At 74.0% G+C, this 17,199-nt stretch carries 10 protein-coding genes; 4 read left to right on the top strand and 6 right to left on the bottom strand.

All coding sequences use genetic code 11. From position 1 onward, the window contains the following. Window positions 1–163: 163 nt before the first annotated feature. The 4 genes from ACFV3R_RS12935 to ACFV3R_RS12920 all read right to left on the bottom strand — a co-directional run bounded on the left by ACFV3R_RS12935 (window position 164) and on the right by ACFV3R_RS12920 (window position 7,126). Complete coding sequence (locus tag ACFV3R_RS12935) at window positions 164–3,958, bottom strand: multifunctional oxoglutarate decarboxylase/oxoglutarate dehydrogenase thiamine pyrophosphate-binding subunit/dihydrolipoyllysine-residue succinyltransferase subunit (protein WP_385580192.1); 3,795 nt, start codon at window positions 3,956–3,958, stop codon at window positions 164–166. Window positions 3,959–4,205: 247 nt separating this feature from the next. Further along, the gene (locus ACFV3R_RS12930) at window positions 4,206–5,483 is read right to left on the bottom strand and encodes an ATP-binding protein (RefSeq protein ID WP_385580190.1); all 1,278 of its coding nucleotides are present in this window, start codon (window positions 5,481–5,483) and stop codon (window positions 4,206–4,208) included. After that, window positions 5,480–6,217: a response regulator transcription factor gene (locus ACFV3R_RS12925; protein WP_385580188.1), complete on the bottom strand. Its 738-nt coding sequence runs from the start codon at window positions 6,215–6,217 to the stop codon at window positions 5,480–5,482. Before ACFV3R_RS12925 ends, ACFV3R_RS12930 begins: the two co-directional genes overlap by 4 nt. A gap of 129 nt (window positions 6,218–6,346) precedes the next feature. Next, the gene (locus ACFV3R_RS12920; protein ID WP_385580185.1) at window positions 6,347–7,126 is read right to left on the bottom strand and encodes a spermidine synthase; all 780 of its coding nucleotides are present in this window, start codon (window positions 7,124–7,126) and stop codon (window positions 6,347–6,349) included. A 186-nt stretch (window positions 7,127–7,312) separates the two neighbouring features. On the opposite strand from ACFV3R_RS12920, the gene lon reads away from it, so the two are divergent. Next, on the top strand, window positions 7,313–9,745 hold the full coding sequence (gene lon / locus ACFV3R_RS12915; protein WP_385580182.1) for an endopeptidase La: 2,433 nt from the start codon (window positions 7,313–7,315) through the stop codon (window positions 9,743–9,745). Window positions 9,746–9,811: 66 nt separating this feature from the next. Here lon and ACFV3R_RS12910 read toward each other — a convergent pair whose 3' ends face one another. Next, entirely contained in the window at window positions 9,812–10,678 is an 867-nt protein-coding gene (locus ACFV3R_RS12910; protein WP_385580179.1) for a lysozyme, read from the bottom strand. A 376-nt stretch (window positions 10,679–11,054) separates the two neighbouring features. Between ACFV3R_RS12910 and ACFV3R_RS12905 the strand changes: the two genes are divergently transcribed. Continuing rightward, window positions 11,055–11,522 carry a MarR family winged helix-turn-helix transcriptional regulator gene (locus tag ACFV3R_RS12905; protein ID WP_385580176.1) on the top strand — a complete coding sequence of 156 codons (468 nt, stop codon included), beginning with the start codon at window positions 11,055–11,057 and terminating at the stop codon, window positions 11,520–11,522. 59 nt (window positions 11,523–11,581) lie between these two features. Here ACFV3R_RS12905 and ACFV3R_RS12900 read toward each other — a convergent pair whose 3' ends face one another. Beyond that, window positions 11,582–12,427, bottom strand: a complete 846-nt coding sequence (locus ACFV3R_RS12900) for a hypothetical protein (RefSeq protein WP_385580173.1) — start codon at window positions 12,425–12,427, stop codon at window positions 11,582–11,584. A gap of 524 nt (window positions 12,428–12,951) precedes the next feature. On the opposite strand from ACFV3R_RS12900, the gene ACFV3R_RS12895 reads away from it, so the two are divergent. Both ACFV3R_RS12895 and ACFV3R_RS12890 read left to right on the top strand, forming a co-directional pair. Beyond that, window positions 12,952–16,677, top strand: coding sequence for a nitrate- and nitrite sensing domain-containing protein (locus ACFV3R_RS12895; RefSeq protein ID WP_385580169.1), 3,726 nt, complete (start codon window positions 12,952–12,954; stop codon window positions 16,675–16,677). Beyond that, on the top strand, window positions 16,674–17,153 hold the full coding sequence (locus ACFV3R_RS12890; protein ID WP_385580166.1) for a roadblock/LC7 domain-containing protein: 480 nt from the start codon (window positions 16,674–16,676) through the stop codon (window positions 17,151–17,153). The genes ACFV3R_RS12895 and ACFV3R_RS12890 overlap by 4 nt, the downstream gene beginning before the upstream one ends. The last annotated feature ends 46 nt before the right edge of the window (window positions 17,154–17,199 follow it).

The raw sequence follows: 17,199 nt of genomic DNA, 5'->3' as shown, positions 1-17,199 counted from the left end.
TGGTGTACTTCGTGGCGTTCGTGGGGGGGGTGCCGGTGGGGGTCGGGGGGGGGGAATGACCCCGGGCGGGCGCGCGGTTAGGGGGGGGGCCCCCGCCGCAACCGGGGGGGGCCCACCCCTTCGTCACTCCTCCGGCACGCGGCTCACCGCGTGCCGCCGCACCTCACGCCTCGAAGACCTCGGCGATGAGCTGCGCCTGCTCGGCCTGGTGGCGCTTGGCCGAACCGACCGCCGGCGAGGAGCCGTGCGGACGCGAGATGCGCCGCAGCCGCTCGCTGTGCGGGACGTCCGCGCCGACCGCCAGGTCCAGGTGGTCGATCAGGTTGAGGCCGAGGAACGGCCAGGCGCCCTGGTTGGCCGGCTCCTCCTGCGTCCACAGGTACTTCTCGGCGTTGGGGAACTTGGCGATCTCCGCCTGGAGCTCCTTGCCGGGCAGCGGGTACAGCCGCTCGATGCGGATGACGGCCACGTCGTTCGCACCGCGCTTGACCCGCTCGGCCTCGATGTCGTAGTAGACCTTGCCGGAGCAGAAGACGACCTTGCGGACCGCGTTCGGGTCCACCGAGTCGTCCCCGATGACCGGACGGAAGCCACCGGTGGTGAACTCCGAGGTCTTCGACGTCGCCGCCTTCAGCCGCAGCATGGACTTCGGGGTGAAGACCACCAGCGGCTTGTGGTGCGGGTTGTGGGCCTGCCACCGCAGCAGGTGGAAGTAGTTCGACGGCAGCGTGGGCATCGCGACCGTCATGTTGTTCTGGGCGCACAGCTGGAGGTAGCGCTCGATCCGGGCCGAGGAGTGGTCCGGGCCCTGGCCCTCGTAGCCGTGCGGCAGCAGCAGGGTGACGCCGGAGGTCTGGCCCCACTTCTGCTCGGCGGAGGAGATGAACTCGTCCACCACCGTCTGCGCGCCGTTGGCGAAGTCGCCGAACTGCGCCTCCCACATCACCAGCGCGTCCGGGCGGGCCAGCGAGTAGCCGTACTCGAAGCCCATCGCCGCGTACTCGCTCAGCAGCGAGTCGTAGACGTTGAAGCGCGCCTGGTCCTCGGACAGGTACAGCAGCGGGGTGTAGTCCTGGCCGGTCTCCCGGTCGACCAGCACCGCGTGGCGCTGACCGAAGGTGCCGCGGCGGGAGTCCTGGCCCGAGAGGCGCACCGGGGTGCCCTCCAGCAGCAGCGAGCCGATGGCCAGGGTCTCGCCCATGCCCCAGTCGATGGTGTCGTCCTCGACCTGCGCGGCGCGGCGCTGGAGCTGCGGCAGCAGCCGCGGGTGGACCGTGATCCGGTCCGGGACGTTGACCTGCGACTCGGCGATCCGCTTGACGACCTCCTGGGAGATCGCGGTCTCCACGGCCACCGGGAACTCCGCCTGCGGCTCGGGCACCGCCGGCGCCACCGGCTGCGTGGTGGCCTCGCGGACCTCGGTGAAGACCTTCTCCAGCTGCCCCTGGAAGTCCTGGAGCGCCTGCTCCGCCTCCTCCAGCGTGATGTCGCCCCGGCCGATGAGGGACTCGGTGTAGAGCTTGCGCACCGAGCGCTTCTTGTCGATCAGGTCGTACATCAGCGGCTGCGTGAAGCCCGGGTTGTCGGACTCGTTGTGGCCGCGGCGGCGGTAGCAGATCAGGTCGATGACGACGTCCTTGTTGAACGCCTGCCGGAACTCGAAGGCCAGGCGCGCCACGCGGACCACGGCCTCCGGGTCGTCACCGTTGACGTGGAAGATCGGCGCCTCGATCATGCGCGCCACGTCGGTGGCGTACATCGAGGAGCGCGCCGACTCCGGCGGAGCGGTGAACCCGACCTGGTTGTTGATGACGACGTGCACGGTGCCGCCGGTGCGGTAGCCCCGCAGCTGCGACATGTTCAGCGTCTCGGCGACCACGCCCTGGCCCGCGAACGCCGCGTCACCGTGGAGCTGGACCGGCAGGACGGTGAAGTCCGTGCCGCCCTTGTTGATGATGTCCTGCTTGGCGCGGGAGACGCCCTCCACGACCGGGTCGACCGCCTCCAGGTGCGAGGGGTTCGCGGTCAGCGAGACCTTGATCTGCTCGCCGTCCAGGCCGGTGAAGGTGCCCTCGGCGCCCAGGTGGTACTTCACGTCGCCGGAGCCGTGCATCGACTTCGGGTCGAGGTTGCCCTCGAACTCCCGGAAGATCTGCGCGTAGGACTTGCCGACGATGTTGGCGAGGACGTTGAGGCGGCCGCGGTGGGCCATGCCGATGACGACCTCGTCCAGGCGGGCCTCGGCCGCGGAGTCGAGCACCGCGTCCAGCAGCGGGATGACGGACTCGCCGCCCTCCAGCGAGAACCGCTTCTGGCCGACGTACTTGGTCTGCAGGAAGGTCTCGAACGCCTCGGCGGAGTTCAGGCGGCGCAGGATGCGCAGCTGCTCCTCGCGCTCGGGCTGGGTGTGGCCGCGCTCCACCCGGTCCTGGATCCACTTGCGCTGCTTGGGGTCCTGGATGTGCATGTACTCGATGCCGGTGGTGCGGCAGTACGAGTCGCGCAGCACGCCCAGGATGTCGCGCAGCTTCATCATCGACTTGCCGGCGAAGCCGCCGACGGCGAACTCGCGCTCCAGGTCCCACAGGGTGAGGCCGTGCTCGATGATGTCGAGGTCGGGGTGCTTGCGCTGGGTGTACTCCAGCGGGTCGGTGTCGGCCATGACGTGGCCGCGGACCCGGTAGGAGTGGATGAGGTCGAAGACGCGGGCGGCCTTGGTGACGTCGTCGTCGTGGGAGACGTCGATGTCCTTCAGCCAGCGCACCGGCTCGTAGGGGATGCGCAGCGACTTGAAGATCTCGTCGTAGAAGTCGTTCTCGCCGAGCAGCAGCTGGCTCATGATGCGCAGGAACTCGCCGGAGGCCGCACCCTGGATGACCCGGTGGTCGTAGGTGCTGGTCAGCGTCATGACCTTGGAGACGCCCAGCTTGTTCAGGGTGTCCTGGGAGGTGCCCTGGAACTCGGCCGGGTACTCCATGGCGCCGACGCCGATGATGAGGCCCTGGCCCGGCATCAGGCGCGGCACCGAGTGGACGGTGCCGATGCCGCCGGGGTTGGTCAGCGACGCGGTGACGCCGGTGAAGTCCTCCATCGTCAGCTTGTTGTTCCGGGCCCGGCGGACGATGTCCTCGTAGGCCTGCCAGAACTCGAAGAAGGAGAGGGTCTCGGCCTTCTTGATCGCGGCGACGACGAGCTGGCGGTCACCGTTGGGCTTGACCAGGTCGATGGCCAGGCCCAGGTTGACGTGCTCGGGCTTGACCAGGGTGGGCTTGCCGTCCTTCTCGGTGAACGAGTGGTTCATCGAGGGCATGGCCTTGAGCGCCTGCACCATGGCGTAGCCGATGAGGTGGGTGAAGGAGACCTTCCCGCCCCGGGCCCGCTTGAGGTGGTTGTTGACCACGATGCGGTTGTCGAACAGCAGCTTCACCGGGACGGCGCGCACGGACGTGGCCGTGGGCAGCTCCAGCGAGGCGTTCATGTTCTTGGCCACGGCGGCGGCCGGACCACGCAGCGTGACGAACTCCGGGCCGCTCGGCGCCTCGGCGTCGGTGCTCGCCGCGGCCTTCGGCTGCGCGGCGGCGGCCGGCTTGGCCTGTGCGGCGGGCTTGGGCTGCGCGGCGGGGGCGGCCTTCGGCTGCTCCGCCTTGGCGGGCTCGGGGCGTGCCGGCGTGCCGGTGGCGGCCTGCGGCGCCGGAGAGGGAGTCGCGGGGGACTGGGCCGGGGCGCTCGCGGCGGGCCGCGCCGCGGCCTGACCCCCGGACGCCGAGTCCGGAGCGGTGGCACCGCCCGGCTTGTAGTCGGCGAAGAAGTCCCACCAGGCTCGGTCTACCGAGTTCGGGTCCTGGAGGTACTGCTGGTAGATCTCATCGACGAGCCACTCGTTGGAGCCGAACGGAGACGCGCTTGAGGCGTCCTGATCGGTCGAAGTGCTCGAGCTGTTGGGGGACTGTGGCGACACGGCGGCAACCGCCCTCTTCCGCTTCCTGAGGTGATGGACAGCGGGAATAAAGGCTACGCCTGTTATGACCTTCGGTGCAGTCCGGGAGGCCCTTCGTCGCCTAGGTCACATTTCCGAGCGGGTTTCAGGGCAGGTTCGAGCGGGAAACACACGGGGTTTGCCCGTTGTCGGGTACGAATGATCGACAAGCTGCGGAATCCGTGGTTCCGCAGCCGACCCTACGGCAGTGGACACGCTCGGCCCACGGTCAGCCTCGCGCCGAGCCACTACCCGGAAGAGTGACGCGGATGCGGCATCCGCGCTCGGACTCCGCCACCCCGATCCGCCCGCCGTGCAGATCGACGGCCCAGCGTGCGATGGCCAGGCCCAGCCCCGTGCCGCCGTCGGTCCCCGGCCCCGAGGTCCCCGGGCCGCCCCGGTTGAACCGCTCGAAGACGTGCAGCCGCTCGGCCGCGGGTATCCCGGGGCCCTCGTCCTGGACCTCCAGGACGAGGCTCTCGGGCGCCTCGCCGCCACGGGCACGCACGGTGACCCTGCCGTGCCGGGGGCTGTGCTTGATGGCGTTGTCGATGAGGTTGGCCACCACCTGGTGCAGGCGCTCGGCGTCGGCGTAGGCGGTCAGCTCCGGCGGCGAGACGTCCAGGTGCAGGTGGACGTCGGTACGGGTGTGGGTGCCCGAGCCGGGGGTGCCCAGCGTGGTGGCGCCGCGGCTCATGTTGGCCTCCTTGAGCACCCCCGAGAGGTACGGCCACACCTCGAAGCGCCACGCGTGCAGCGGCACCACGCCGTTGTCCAGGCGGGAGAGGTCCAGCAGGTGCTCCACCAGCCGGCCGAGGCGCTCGGTCTGCCGCAGCGCGGTGCGCATGGTCTCCGGGTCGGGCTCGATCACCCCGTCGACCACGTTCTCCAGGACCGCCCGCAGCGCCGCGATGGGGGTGCGCAGCTCGTGCGAGACGTTGGCGACCAGCTCCTTGCGGTGCCGGTCCACCCCCTCCAGATCGGCCGCCATCTGGTTGAAGGACTCGGCGAGCTCCCCGAACTCGTCGCGGCGGCTGAGCTGGACCCGACGGGTGTAGTCACCCTGCGCCATCGCCCGCGTGACGTCGGTCATCTCACCCAGCGGGGCGGTGAGCCCGTTCGCCACGAACTGGGTGACCAGCAGCGAGGCGATGATCGAGAAGACGGTGATGACGCGCAGCTCGGTCTCCGAGTGCAGCGCCACGAAGACCAGCAGCGTGGTGATGACCACCGAGACGACCACCAGCGCGCCCAGCGCGGCCTTCACCGAGCGGTAGGGGTCCAGCGGGCGCAGCGCCTCCCAGATCCGCCCCCACCACTGCCGCAGGCAGGAGGGGCAGGACGGCCTCTGGAGGCGTGGCGCCGACCAGCGCCGTGCGCGCTGCGCCGCCCGCCGGGCCCGCGCGGACGGCCAGTCGCGCACCCACGCGGTCACCGCACGGGCGGGGCCCGAGCGGGTCAGGGCGGCGAGGCGGTCGGTGGACTTGCGCGGCCCGGGGAGGTTCATGCCTGGGGGGTCTCCAGGGCGTAGCCGACGCCGTGGACCGTGCGGATGCGCTCGGCGCCGATCTTCCGGCGCAGCGCCTTGATGTGACTGTCGACGGTGCGGGTGCCCGAGGCGTCGGCCCAGTCCCAGACCTCCGCGAGCAGCTGCTCGCGCGAGAGCACGGCCCGGGGCGTGCCGGCCAGGCAGACCAGCAGGTCGAACTCGGTGGGCGTGAGGTGGACGTCCTCGCCCTGGACCCGCACCCGGCGCTGCGCGTGGTCGATCTCCAGCTCGCCCAGGCGCAGGCTGCCGCCGCGCGGCGTGTGCGCGGCCTGCGTGGCCCGCTCCACCCGGCGCAGCAGGACGTGCACCCGGGCCGCCAGCTCCCGCATGGAGAACGGCTTGGTCATGTAGTCGTCCGCGCCGACACCCAGCCCGACGAGCATGTCCGTCTCGTCGTCGCGGGCCGTCAGCATCATCACCGGCACCGGACGCTGCGCCTGCACCCTGCGGCACACCTCCAGGCCGTCGAAGCCCGGCAGCATGACGTCCAGGACCAGCAGGTCCGGCTCCCACGCCTGGGCGGCGGCGACCGCGGAGGGGCCGTCGCCGGCGGTCTGCACCTGGAAGCCCTCGGCCCGCAGCCGCGCCGCGATGGCGTCGACGATCGTCGGGTCGTCCTCGACGACGAGTACGCGGCGCTGTGCGCCGGGCGTAGCCGCTGCCGCGCCCTGGGTGGTCTGTGTCTGCTCCATCGCCCGCCCCTGCATGTCCCCGTGTCTCGGTCCGCATCCTGCCGCGGCCTCACGGCGTGTACGACTGGTCACCATGCGTGAGTGCCGACGGTCGTCGCCTTCCGGTCGCCCGGTGGGGACGGGTGCCGCTCACGCGCCGGTCACAGCGTATGTGCTGCCAGCAGCGTACGGGCAGGGGCCGACGGCGTTCTCAGCGGCCTTGCGTGCGAGGTGCACCACGTCGGGGACACCTCGGACGACAGGGATCTCAACGGTACGGACCGAGACGAAACCGGCACCCCGCAGCGCCTCCTCGAAGGCCGCCGAGGGCTGCGCGGACCATACCGCCAGGACGCCGCCGGGCGTGAGGGCGTCCCGGCAGGCCGCCAGCCCGGCCGGGGCGTACAGGCCCTCGTTGCCCTCGGTGACGGTCCAGTCGGGGCCGTTGTCCACGTCCAGGCAGAGCGCGTCCCAGCACCCCTCGCCCCCGGGCCGCTGCGGGGTGTCCGCGACGAGCCGGAGGTGGTCCAGGAGGTCCGCCGCGAGGACCTCGGTGCGGGGGTCGGCGAGGGCTGGGGCGGTGAGCGCCGCGAGCGGGCCGTCGCGGTGCCAGTCGATCACCGCGGGTTCGCGCTCCACCACGGTGATCCGGCCCCAGCGCGGCTCCTGCACCGCCTGCACCAGTGAGAACCCCACCCCGAGGCCGCCGACGAGCAGCGCGGGCCGCTCCCGGTCGGCGGGCAGCGCGTCGAGTGCCGCGTCCACCAGCAGCCGCTCGGAACGGCCGTCGGAGGTGTCCATGAGGAAGCAGCCGTTGGCGATGATCTCGAAGTGGGTGCCGCGCCGCCGCAGCACCACCTCGCCGTACGGACCCTCGCGCCGGTCGAGGGTCTGCGGGCTCTCCTGCGCTGGGGTGGGAGGGGTAGGCATGGGGCCCATCCTGGCCCCTGCCCGGGGTGGGTGGGCAAGCGCTTTCCCGCGTGGCCCGGCAGGCAGGTGATCGCTGACGGCGAACAGCGGGCGGGGTGGGGCCGGGAACAACCGGGGGTGCCGCGGGCATTGATCCCTCCAGAGCTTGAGCGACCATTGCTCAACTTGCCTGCTGAAGGGGAGATCATGGCTTCGACGTCTGCACCGCTCACCCTGCCGGTCCTGCCGCTCGACGACGAGGTCGTCCTGCCCGGCATGGTGGTGCCGCTGGACCTGTCCGACACCGAGGTGCGGGCCGCGGTCGAGGCCGCCCAGGCCGCCGCACCCGAGGACTCCCACGCCGGCCGGGGCCGCGTCCTGCTGGTCCCGCGGACCGAGGGGCGGTACGCCTCCGTCGGCACCCTCGGCCGCATCGAGCAGGTCGGCCGCCTCTCCGACGGAGACCCCGGGGCCCTCATCCGCGGCCTGGAACGCGTCCGCATCGGCGCCGGCACGACCGGGCCCGGCGCCGCCCTCTGGGTGGAAGGCACCGTCGTGGCCGAGGCCGCGCCCGAGCCGCTGCCGGGGGCGGTGACCGAGCTGGTCACCGAGTACAAGGCGCTCACCACCAGCTGGCTGCGCCGCCGCGGGGCCTGGCAGGTCGTCGACCGCGTCCAGCAGATCGAGGACGTGGGCCGGCTCGCCGACAACTCCGGCTACTCGCCGTTCCTGACCACCGAGCAGAAGGTCCGGCTGCTGGAGACCACCGACCCGGTGGCCCGCCTCCGGCTCGCCACCGAGTGGCTGCGCGAGCACCTCGCCGAACAGGACGTCGCCGAGTCCATCGCCAAGGACGTCCAGGAGGGCGTGGACCGGCAGCAGCGCGAGTTCCTCCTGCGCCGTCAGCTTGAGGCCGTCCGCAAGGAGCTGGCGCAGCTCGGCGGCGACTCGGGGGACGAGGGCGAGGACCCCCGGGCCCGCGTCGAGGCCGCCGACCTGCCCGAGGAGGTGCGCCGGGCCGCCCTGAAGGAGGTCGACAAGCTGGAGCGCGCCGGGGACCAGAACCCGGAGGCCGGCTGGATCCGCACCTGGCTCGACACCGTCCTGGAGCTGCCCTGGAACACGCGGACCGAGGACGCCTACGACATCGCCGGGGCCCGCGCCGTCCTGGACGCCGACCACGCCGGCCTCGACGACGTCAAGGACCGCATCACCGAGTACCTGGCCGTCCGCAAGCGGCGGGCGGAGCGCGGCCTCGGCCTGGTCGGCGGCCGGCGGGGCGGCGCGGTGCTGGCACTGGTCGGGCCGCCCGGGGTCGGCAAGACGAGCCTGGGCGAGTCGGTGGCCCGCGCGATGGGGCGGAAGTTCGTCCGGGTCGCGCTGGGCGGTGTGCGCGACGAGGCCGAGATCCGCGGGCACCGGCGCACCTACGTGGGCGCGCTGCCCGGCCGCATCGTGCGCGCCGTCAAGGAGGCCGGGTCCATGAACCCGGTCGTGCTCCTCGACGAGATCGACAAGGTGGGCGCCGACTACCGCGGAGACCCGGCGGCGGCGCTGCTGGAGGTGCTCGACCCGGCGCAGAACCACACCTTCCGCGACCACTACCTGGAGGTCGAGCTCGACCTCAGCGACGTCGTCTTCCTGGCCACCGCCAACGTCCTGGAGGCCATTCCGGAGGCGCTGCTGGACCGCATGGAGCTGGTGCGGCTGGACGGCTACACCGAGGACGAGAAGGTGGTCATCGCCCGCGACCACCTGCTGCCGCGCCAGTTGGAGCGGTCCGGCCTGGAGCCGGGCGAGGTGGACGTGACGGAGGAGGCGCTGCGCAGGCTCGCCGGCGAGTACACCCGGGAGGCCGGGGTGCGGAACCTGGAGCGGTCCGTCTCCCGGCTGCTGCGCAAGGTGGCGGCCGACCACGAGCTGGGCCGGCGCGAGCTGCCGTTCACCGTCGGGCCCGAGGAGCTGCGCGGGCTGATCGGGCGCCCGCACCACACCCCGGAGGCCGCGCAGGACCCGGCGGAGCGGCGCACCGCCGTGCCCGGCGTGGTCACCGGACTCGCCGTCACCGGGGCAGGGGGCGACGTGCTCTACGTCGAGGCCTCGCTGGCCGACCCGGAGACGGGGGCCACCGGCCTCACCCTCACCGGCCAGCTCGGCGACGTCATGAAGGAGTCGGCGCACATCGCGCTGTCCTTCCTGCGCTCCCACGGCGCGGAGCTGGAGCTGCCGGTGGGCGACCTGCGCGAGCGCGGGGTCCACCTGCACGTGCCGGCCGGCGCGGTGCCCAAGGACGGCCCGAGTGCGGGCGTGACCATGACGACGGCGCTCGCCTCGCTGCTGTCGGGGCGCCGGGTGCGGCCGGACGTGGCGATGACCGGCGAGGTGTCGCTGACCGGGCGGGTGCTGCCGGTCGGCGGCATCAAGCAGAAGCTGCTCGCCGCCCACCGTGCCGGCATCACCACCGTGGTGATCCCGCGGCGCAACGAGCCCGACCTCGACGACGTGCCGGCCGAGGTGCTGGCCGGGCTGGAGGTGCACCCCGTCTCGGACGTCCGGCAGGTCCTGGAACTCGCGCTGGCCCCCGGGGGCCGGGCCGAGGAGTCCGGCGACGCCTCCGCCGAGGTGCCCGTGGCGGCCTGAGCACCGCGTCGCGGGGCGAGGGGGCACGGTGGGGACGTGCCCCCTCGCCGGACCGGGCGTGCGGCCTCAGCCGTTGGCGAGGGCCTGGACCCGGCTCAGGTCACCGTTGAACTTGTTGTGGTCGCCCACGGTCGGGCCGGTGGAGGTGTACTGCCAGATGGTGTGGAAGCCCCAGCCGGCCGGCAGGGTGCCCACCGAGGAGCCGTAACGCGGGATCCACAGCGGGTTGACCGACCCGAAGGCCGCCGAGTTGCCCGTGCACTGCGTCCACCAGCTGGTGGAGGTGTAGATCACCGGGTCGCGGCCGGTCTTCGCCTTGTAGGTGGAGGTGAAGTCCTTGACCCAGTTGACCATGCCGGCCGCGCTCAGCCCGTAGCAGGTCGCGCCGTAGGGGTTGTACTCCATGTCCAGGGCACCGGGCAGCGTCTTGCCGTCCTTGGACCAGCCGCCGCCGTGCGCCAGGAAGTAGGTGGCCTGGGCGGCGCCGCTGGAGGTGTCGGGGGTGGCGAAGTGGTAGGCGCCGCGGATCATGCCGACGTTGTAGGAGCCGTTGTACTGCTGGGCGAAGGAGGGGTTGGTGTAACTGGTGGACTCGGTGGCCTTGACGTAGGCGAACTTCACACCCGAGTTCCACAGCGTCGCCCAGTCGACGCTGCCCTGGTGGCTGCTGACGTCCACCCCCTCGGTGGTGGCGACCAGCGGGTTGGGGGTGGCCCTGCCGCCGGCGGTCCCCTCGTGCCTGGCGATCTGCGAGCCGGCGTAGTCCAGGTCGGGGTGGAGCGGCTCGGGGCTCTTGTGGGGGGCGGCGGCGCCGGCCACCCCGGTGGCGCCGACGAGGAGGGCGCCGGCGGCGACGGCCAGGGCTCCGATCCGGAGCGGGGAGCGGCGGGACGCGAGGCGGGTGCGGACGGAGCCGGATCTGTGCACGGGCATGACTGCCTCCGAGGATCTCGGTCGAATCCTTCAGGGGGGACGTGGGAGGGGTGCACCACGACGACACGGGCCACGCCTACCAGGACACGACTGGCCGATCAGTTGTGACCGGACCGCCGTTTGGTGTGGTCATGCCATCGCGCGGCCCAGACGATACGCGCGTAGATGAGTGGAGGGAAGCGCCCCTGGGTCTGCCGTTGGTCTGGGCCTGCGAAATACTTGCCCGACCGCGGGCGAGGGGCCCGTCACCACGGACTTCGGCGTCACCGGGTGCGGCAGCAGGAGGGGTGCGGTTCTCGCGGTGAAGGAAACTTTCAGCGATGACGGAGCGGGAAGGGGCGCTGACGTGCGGGACACCGAGACGGAGGACGGGCCTGTGTCCGAGGACCCCCCTGGTGTGGACCACGAGTTCCTGGCCCTGGAGCGGGAGCTCTCGGTGTTCCTGCGCCGGGCGCGTGCCTCCTCCGGGGAGATGGCCCGGGAGGTCCACCCCGACCTGGAGGCCGCGGCGTACGGACTGCTGGTGCGGCTGGCCGACGCCGGGCAGCAACGCGCCACGGAACTGGCCGGGTACTTTGGTGTGGGCAAGGCGACCATAAGCCGGCAGCTCCGGGCGCTGGAGGACCTGCGGCTGATCGCCCGCGAACCCGACCCGGCCGACGGGCGCGCCGTCCTCGTGCGGCTGACGGACGAGGGCCTGGACCGTTTCACCCGGGTCCGCGAGGCCCGCCGTGCCCGTTACGCCCGGCGGCTGGCCTCCTGGGACCGTGCGGAGGTCGCGGAACTCTCCCGGCTGCTCCACCGGATGAACGCCGAACAGGAACTGGAGGACGACCGGGGCTGACCGGCCCCGGCCCACCTGCGGGGAACGGCGGCCGGCCGGGCGTGTGGCGCACCGCCTTGTCAGGGACGCACGTAGAGCGCCGAGGCGTCGTCGCGCACCTTCCCCCTCGGGTGCGCCGTCCCCGTCGCGTCCGCGGCCTCGGCGGCGCGGACCCGGTCGAGGAGTTGCTGCGGGCCGGTCCGGTGCAGCAGGGCCATGGTGTCCGTCCAGTCGCCCTCGTGGAACACCTCGACCCAGCGGCTCGCGCCGTCGCTGAGGGCGGCGAAGGCGCTCAGGTCGTCGACCGGCCGGCTCCCGGTCACCGCGCGGGCGGCGACGGCGGGGTCGGCGGCCGCGGTGAAGAAGCCCCCCTCGGCGTTGCGCAGCGCCTCCACCGCGCGACCGTAGGCGGCAGCGGCCCCGGCCCGCTCGGCGGACCCGTGCGCCAGCGCCCGCACCGCGTCCCGCTGGGCGAGGAGCGCGGACGGCAGGTCGGCCAGGCGGGTGTCCAGGACGGCCTCGACGCGGCCCTCGGTGTCCTCCAGCAGCAGGACGGAGTCCGACAGGACCAGGTACTCGACCTCGCTCGCCGACCAGCGCACGGCCACCACGGTGGCCTGCGGCGTGCGCGGGTGAGAAAGGTCACAGGTTTCGCGGTGGGCGTCGGCGGTTCGCCGCACGGCCCCGGCCAGTGCCTGGGGCAGCGTCATGTCGCGCCGGGAGGCCGCCAGTTCCAGCAGCGCCCCGCCCAGCCGGGCGGTGAACCACGGGACGCCGTGCGGGCACCCCACGTCCCCCTCCGGTGGCGTGACGCCGTCCAGGAGCACCGCCGCGCCCCCCTCCCCGGCGGCAGGCACGGCCACCGAGACGAAGTCCTCGTTGGGGTGTTGGGGATTCCCCGGAGCGGTGGCGAGATCGACGCGCATGCCGGCCAGTCTGCCGCACCTCCCGGCCCGGCGGCGGTGGCGGCTCCGCCCGCCGGCCGTCCGGCGCCGTGGGCGGCCGGTGCGGCGGGCTGCCGAGGGCCCCGGTCGAGTCGTCCCAAGACGGGGAGAGGGCGGGCGCCGGACGGGGCGCTTCCGGCGGGACGGCGTGCGGGCGGGCATCTTCCCAGGCGCTTCACGGTTCTCCAAACGACGCCCGACGGGCGGTAAGGTGTCGCCTCACGATCGGAGTTGACCGAGGTTGATGGTCAACTTGCGAATGTTGTTCACTCCTTCGGGTGGCCGACTCTCCGTTGTCGCGCCGCAGCGCGGCGCGGGTGCGAGGGTCGTGGTCCGAAGGACCGGAACACGGCTGACAGACTCGCCGCGACGCGCACACACCGGACTGGAACACATCCCCGCGCGCGGGCACGCATACGTCGCCGCGGGCCCGGCGGTGGCCGCCCGTGCAAGGGACGCCCGGCGGAGCCCGCACGTGCCACACGGCGTGGGCAGGTGAGACGAGAATGCGAGCAGCGGTGCGGAACAAGCGGGTTCAGGACGAGGCCGGGAGCGGGACCTCCAAGGGGCAGGCCCCCGCGCCGGGCGGCCGGGGCGTCGGCCCCGCCGGCTTCGGCCCCGACACCTCCGAGGGCAGGCGCCCGGCCCGGGTGCGCAACCGGCTGATGGTCGCCGTCGCCGTGGTCGCGGTGGTCGTCGCCGGGGCGGGGGCCCCCGTCGTCGCCGCGCGGGTGGCGGACACCCACGACTCCCAGCGCCTGGTCGACCTCGCCGAGCTCAACGCCCGGGCGGTGACGCTGGCGCACTCCCTCGCCGACGAGCGCGACGCGATGACCGGGTACCTCGCCGCCGCCGGTTCCTCCGACACCCCCGGCACCCCCGGCGGCACGGACGGCACCACCACCGGCGGGACGACGACACCTTGGGGCACCACCACCGGCGGGGCCGGGACGGGCGCCACGGGCTCCGGCACGGGTACGTCGACGGGCTCCACGGGAGCCGGCACGGGCCTGACGGGCGGCGGGACGGGCACCGGCGTCTCGTCCCGGGCCCCGGCACCGACCGGCGGGCCGGGCACCCCGGCGCCTGCCGTCCTCGGCGGCCTCCCCGCGGGCGGCACCGCGTCCCCCGCGGCCTACCCGGTGACCCCCGCCGCCGTCTCCAAGGCCGCCGCGCCCTCGGCCGCCGACCGGGAGCGGGTGGACCGGCAGGCGCGGGAGCTGCGTACCGAGGCACAGGACACCTCCGGCGACGAACCGGCCTACCGGAGCGCCGACCGGGCCCTGCGCGACCTCGCCCCGGTCCGCCGCGCGGCCCTGGCGAAGCAGACCTCCCCGACCGAGACGTTCACGGCGTACAACCGCCTCATCGACGCGTTGGCCGGTATCGGGGCGGCGCTCGCCCGCGACCTGCCCGCCCGTGCCCAGGCCGGCTCCGGCGCGGACTCCGACACGCAGGCCCTGCCGCTGCTCACCCGCGCCGTCGACCAGGCCGCGGCCGCCCAGGGCCTGCTGCTCGCGGCCCTCGGCGCCGGCGGCGAGCAGCAGGAGCTGACGACCGCCGCCCAGCACGCCGACTTCCTCTCCGACGCCGCCCTGGCCGACTTCCGGCTGACGGCCCGGCAGGGCGCCCGCGACGCCTACCAGCGGACGGTGAACGGCGCCGACGTCACCCGGGCCGAGCGCTACCTCGCCACCCTCACCGACGAACCGCGCCTGGACGCCGCCGACCGCAGCCTGGACCGCGAGAAGCTGCGGGACGCCCTCACCGCCCGGGTCGGCCTCATGCGGAGCGTGGAGTCGGCCATGACGACGGCCGACACCGCGCGCCTGGCATCGCTGCGGGACGAGGACGTCACCGCGCTGGAGACCGCCATCGGCCTGCTGGGCGTCTGCCTGCTGCTCGCCGTCGGCGTCAGCGTGTGGGCGGCTCGGTCCCTGACCCACCCGCTGGCCGCCGTCCGGCGCGGGGCCGAACGGCTGGCCCGCGACCCGGGTGTCGAGCGCCCGATGACCTACCGGGGCCGCAACGACGAGTTCGCCAAGACCGCCCGCCACGTCAACACCCTGCACCAGCACGCCGCCGAACTCGCCCGCCGGGTGACCGCGCTCGACGCCGAGCAGGCCCGGCAGCTCAGCGGGCGCAAGCGGCTGGCCGCCGAGCGCGACGTCCTGCAGGAGCAGCTGGCGGCGCTGCGGTGCGAGCGGGACGAGCTGGCGGCCCGACTCGCCTCCGGCGGAGCGGACGCCGTCGCGCCGGAGGCCACCGGGCGGGACACGGTCGAGCGGAACCGGTTCGTCAACCTGGCGCTGCGCACGCTGGGACTCGTGGAGCGCCAGCTCGCCGTCATCGAGGCGATGGAGGAGCACGAGCAGGACCCGGAGCGGCTGGACACCCTCTTCCGGCTCGACCACTTCGCCGCGCAGATGCGCCGGTGCAGCGAGAACGTCATCGTGCTGGCCGGCACCGAGCAGGGCACGGGCCACCACCACGCGGGGCCGGTGCCGCTGGTGGACGTGTTGCGGGCGGCCGTCAGCGAGATCGAGCCCTACGAGCGGGTGGACATCACCGACCTGCCGCCCGGCGCCGAGGTCGCCGGGTTCGCCGCCGACGACGTCAGCCACCTGGTAGCCGAACTCCTCGACAACGCCGCCGCCTTCTCGCCCGACGACACCCGGGTGTCGCTGTCCGGCGAGAGCGGCGAGGACGGCGAGGTGCGGCTGCGGGTGACCGACGAGGGCATCGGGGTCGAGCCGGAGCGCCTCGCGGAGATCAACGCGCTGCTCGCCGAGCCGGGCACGGCCGCCGCCGAGCGCACCCTGGACACCCTGGGCCTCGGCCTGTACGTCGTGGTGCGGCTCGCCGCCCGCCATGACGTCGGCGTCCGGCTGACGGCGGGGGAGTGGGGCGGCACCGCAGCCCTCGTCGAACTGCCCGCGGCACTCCTGACCGGGCGCCGCGACACCCTCGTCGACGCCCCGCGGGGCGGCACCGCCCCCGCTGCCCCTGTTTCGGCCCCGGCCGCTGCGGCCCTCACCACCCCGGCCTCCGACCCTGACGCGCGGGAGCAACCCGCGCCGGAGGCCACCGCGGACGACGAGCCCCGGCACCAGGACCGGGCGGCTGCGGACGCGGGCGAGCAGGCGACGGCCGAGGCCGATGCGGGTCAGGCCGCCCCCCGCGGGGAGACCACCGCGGGCACCGGCACCGCGCCCGCCCTCCACGAGAGGCCGTCCGCCCCCGCGCCGGCCGAGCCTGCGACACCGGCCGAGCCTGCGACACCGGCCGAGCCCGAGGCATCTGCCGAGTCCGAGGCGGTGGCAACGGGAGCGTCCGCCGGAACGGCCCCGGCCGACGCCTCCGCCGAGTCCGGCGCGAGCGCCTCCTTGGCCGAGACCGGCGAGAACTCTGAGACCGGCGAGAACTCTGAGGCCGGCGAGAGCTCAGAGGCCGGCGAGACGGTTGAGGCCGCTGAGGCCGGCACGAGTGCTGAGACCTCCGAGACCTCCGAGACCGCTGAGACCGCTGAGGCCTCCGGGACCGGAGCGGCCACCGGGACCGCCGGTGCCGAGACGGCTCCGGTGCCTGCCGCCGATGTTGCCGGGCCCCGGCCGCATCCCGAGGAGGAGACGTCGGCCGGTGAGGTGAGCCGGTCCGCGACAGCGGCGGCCGGTGCCCCGGAGGTGCCCACCGTGCCCCGGCAGGCCGGTCCCGACGACCCGCGGCCCGGCGGCGCCGGGGACGGCCGGGCGGACGCACCGGCCGCTGCGGGGGACGGGGCGGACGCGGGCTCGCCCGGGCGCTGGGAGCGCGTCGCGGAGTCGGGCCTGCCGCAGCGCACCCCCCGCGTGGCGCCGCCCCGGCAGCCGGCCGAGACCACCGCGCCGCGCCGCAGCGGCGGCGAGCACGCGGAAGCCATGCGGCGCCGCCTGGGCGGGTTGCAGCGTGGCGCACAGGCGGGGCGGGCCGCTGCGGCGGCCGAGCACGCCGGCGAGGACGGACCCCGTACCGGCGGGCCCGCCGCGGCGGGCCGGTCGGCCCGGGACGCGGAGGCTCCGGGGGTGCACCCCGCCGAGCGGGCTGACGGGCCGGCACACCACCCCGAGCGTCCCGAACCGCGTCCCGGTGACGCGGCGGACGGACGCATACCGAGCAGGGAGACCTACCGAGCCGACGACGAGGGGGAGACGGCCCCCCACCACGATGACGTCCCCGAGGAGGAACGCGGGTGACCCCCCACGCGTCCACTGCGTTCGGCCCCCAGTCGGCCGGGGGTGAGGAGCTGGACGGGCTCCTCACCCGGCTGCTCGAAGAAGTGCCCGCCATCCGCTCGGTGGCCGTGGTCTCGGCGGACGGCCTCCTGCTGCTGTCCTCCGAGCCGCGGGACGGTGAGGTGGCGGCTCCGGGGCCGCGCGGTGGGCCACGAGGCTCCAGCGCCGACCTGGCCACCATCGTGTCGGGCCTCGGCAGCCTCACCGCCGGGGCGGCCCGGCTGATGGACGGCGGGGTGGTGCGCCAGACCATGGTGGCGATGGACGACGGCACCCTGTTCGTCACCTCCATCAGCGACGGTTCGCTGCTGGGCGTGCACGCCGACGCCGACTGCGACACCGAGGCGGTCGCCTACCACAGCGCCCTCTTCGTCAGCCGCGCCGGCCACGTCCTCACCCCCGAGTTGCGCGCGGACCTCGGGGTGGCGGTCCGCTGAGGGCGGCCCTGCGGGGCGCGCCAGGGCGCCGGGGGCTGGGTGTGTT

Source organism: Streptomyces sp. NPDC059740 (assembly GCF_042733155.1).
Lineage (GTDB): Bacteria > Actinomycetota > Actinomycetes > Streptomycetales > Streptomycetaceae > Streptomyces.
Note: the sequence above shows the minus strand (reverse complement) of the source record. Positions and strands in the feature narration are given on the sequence as shown.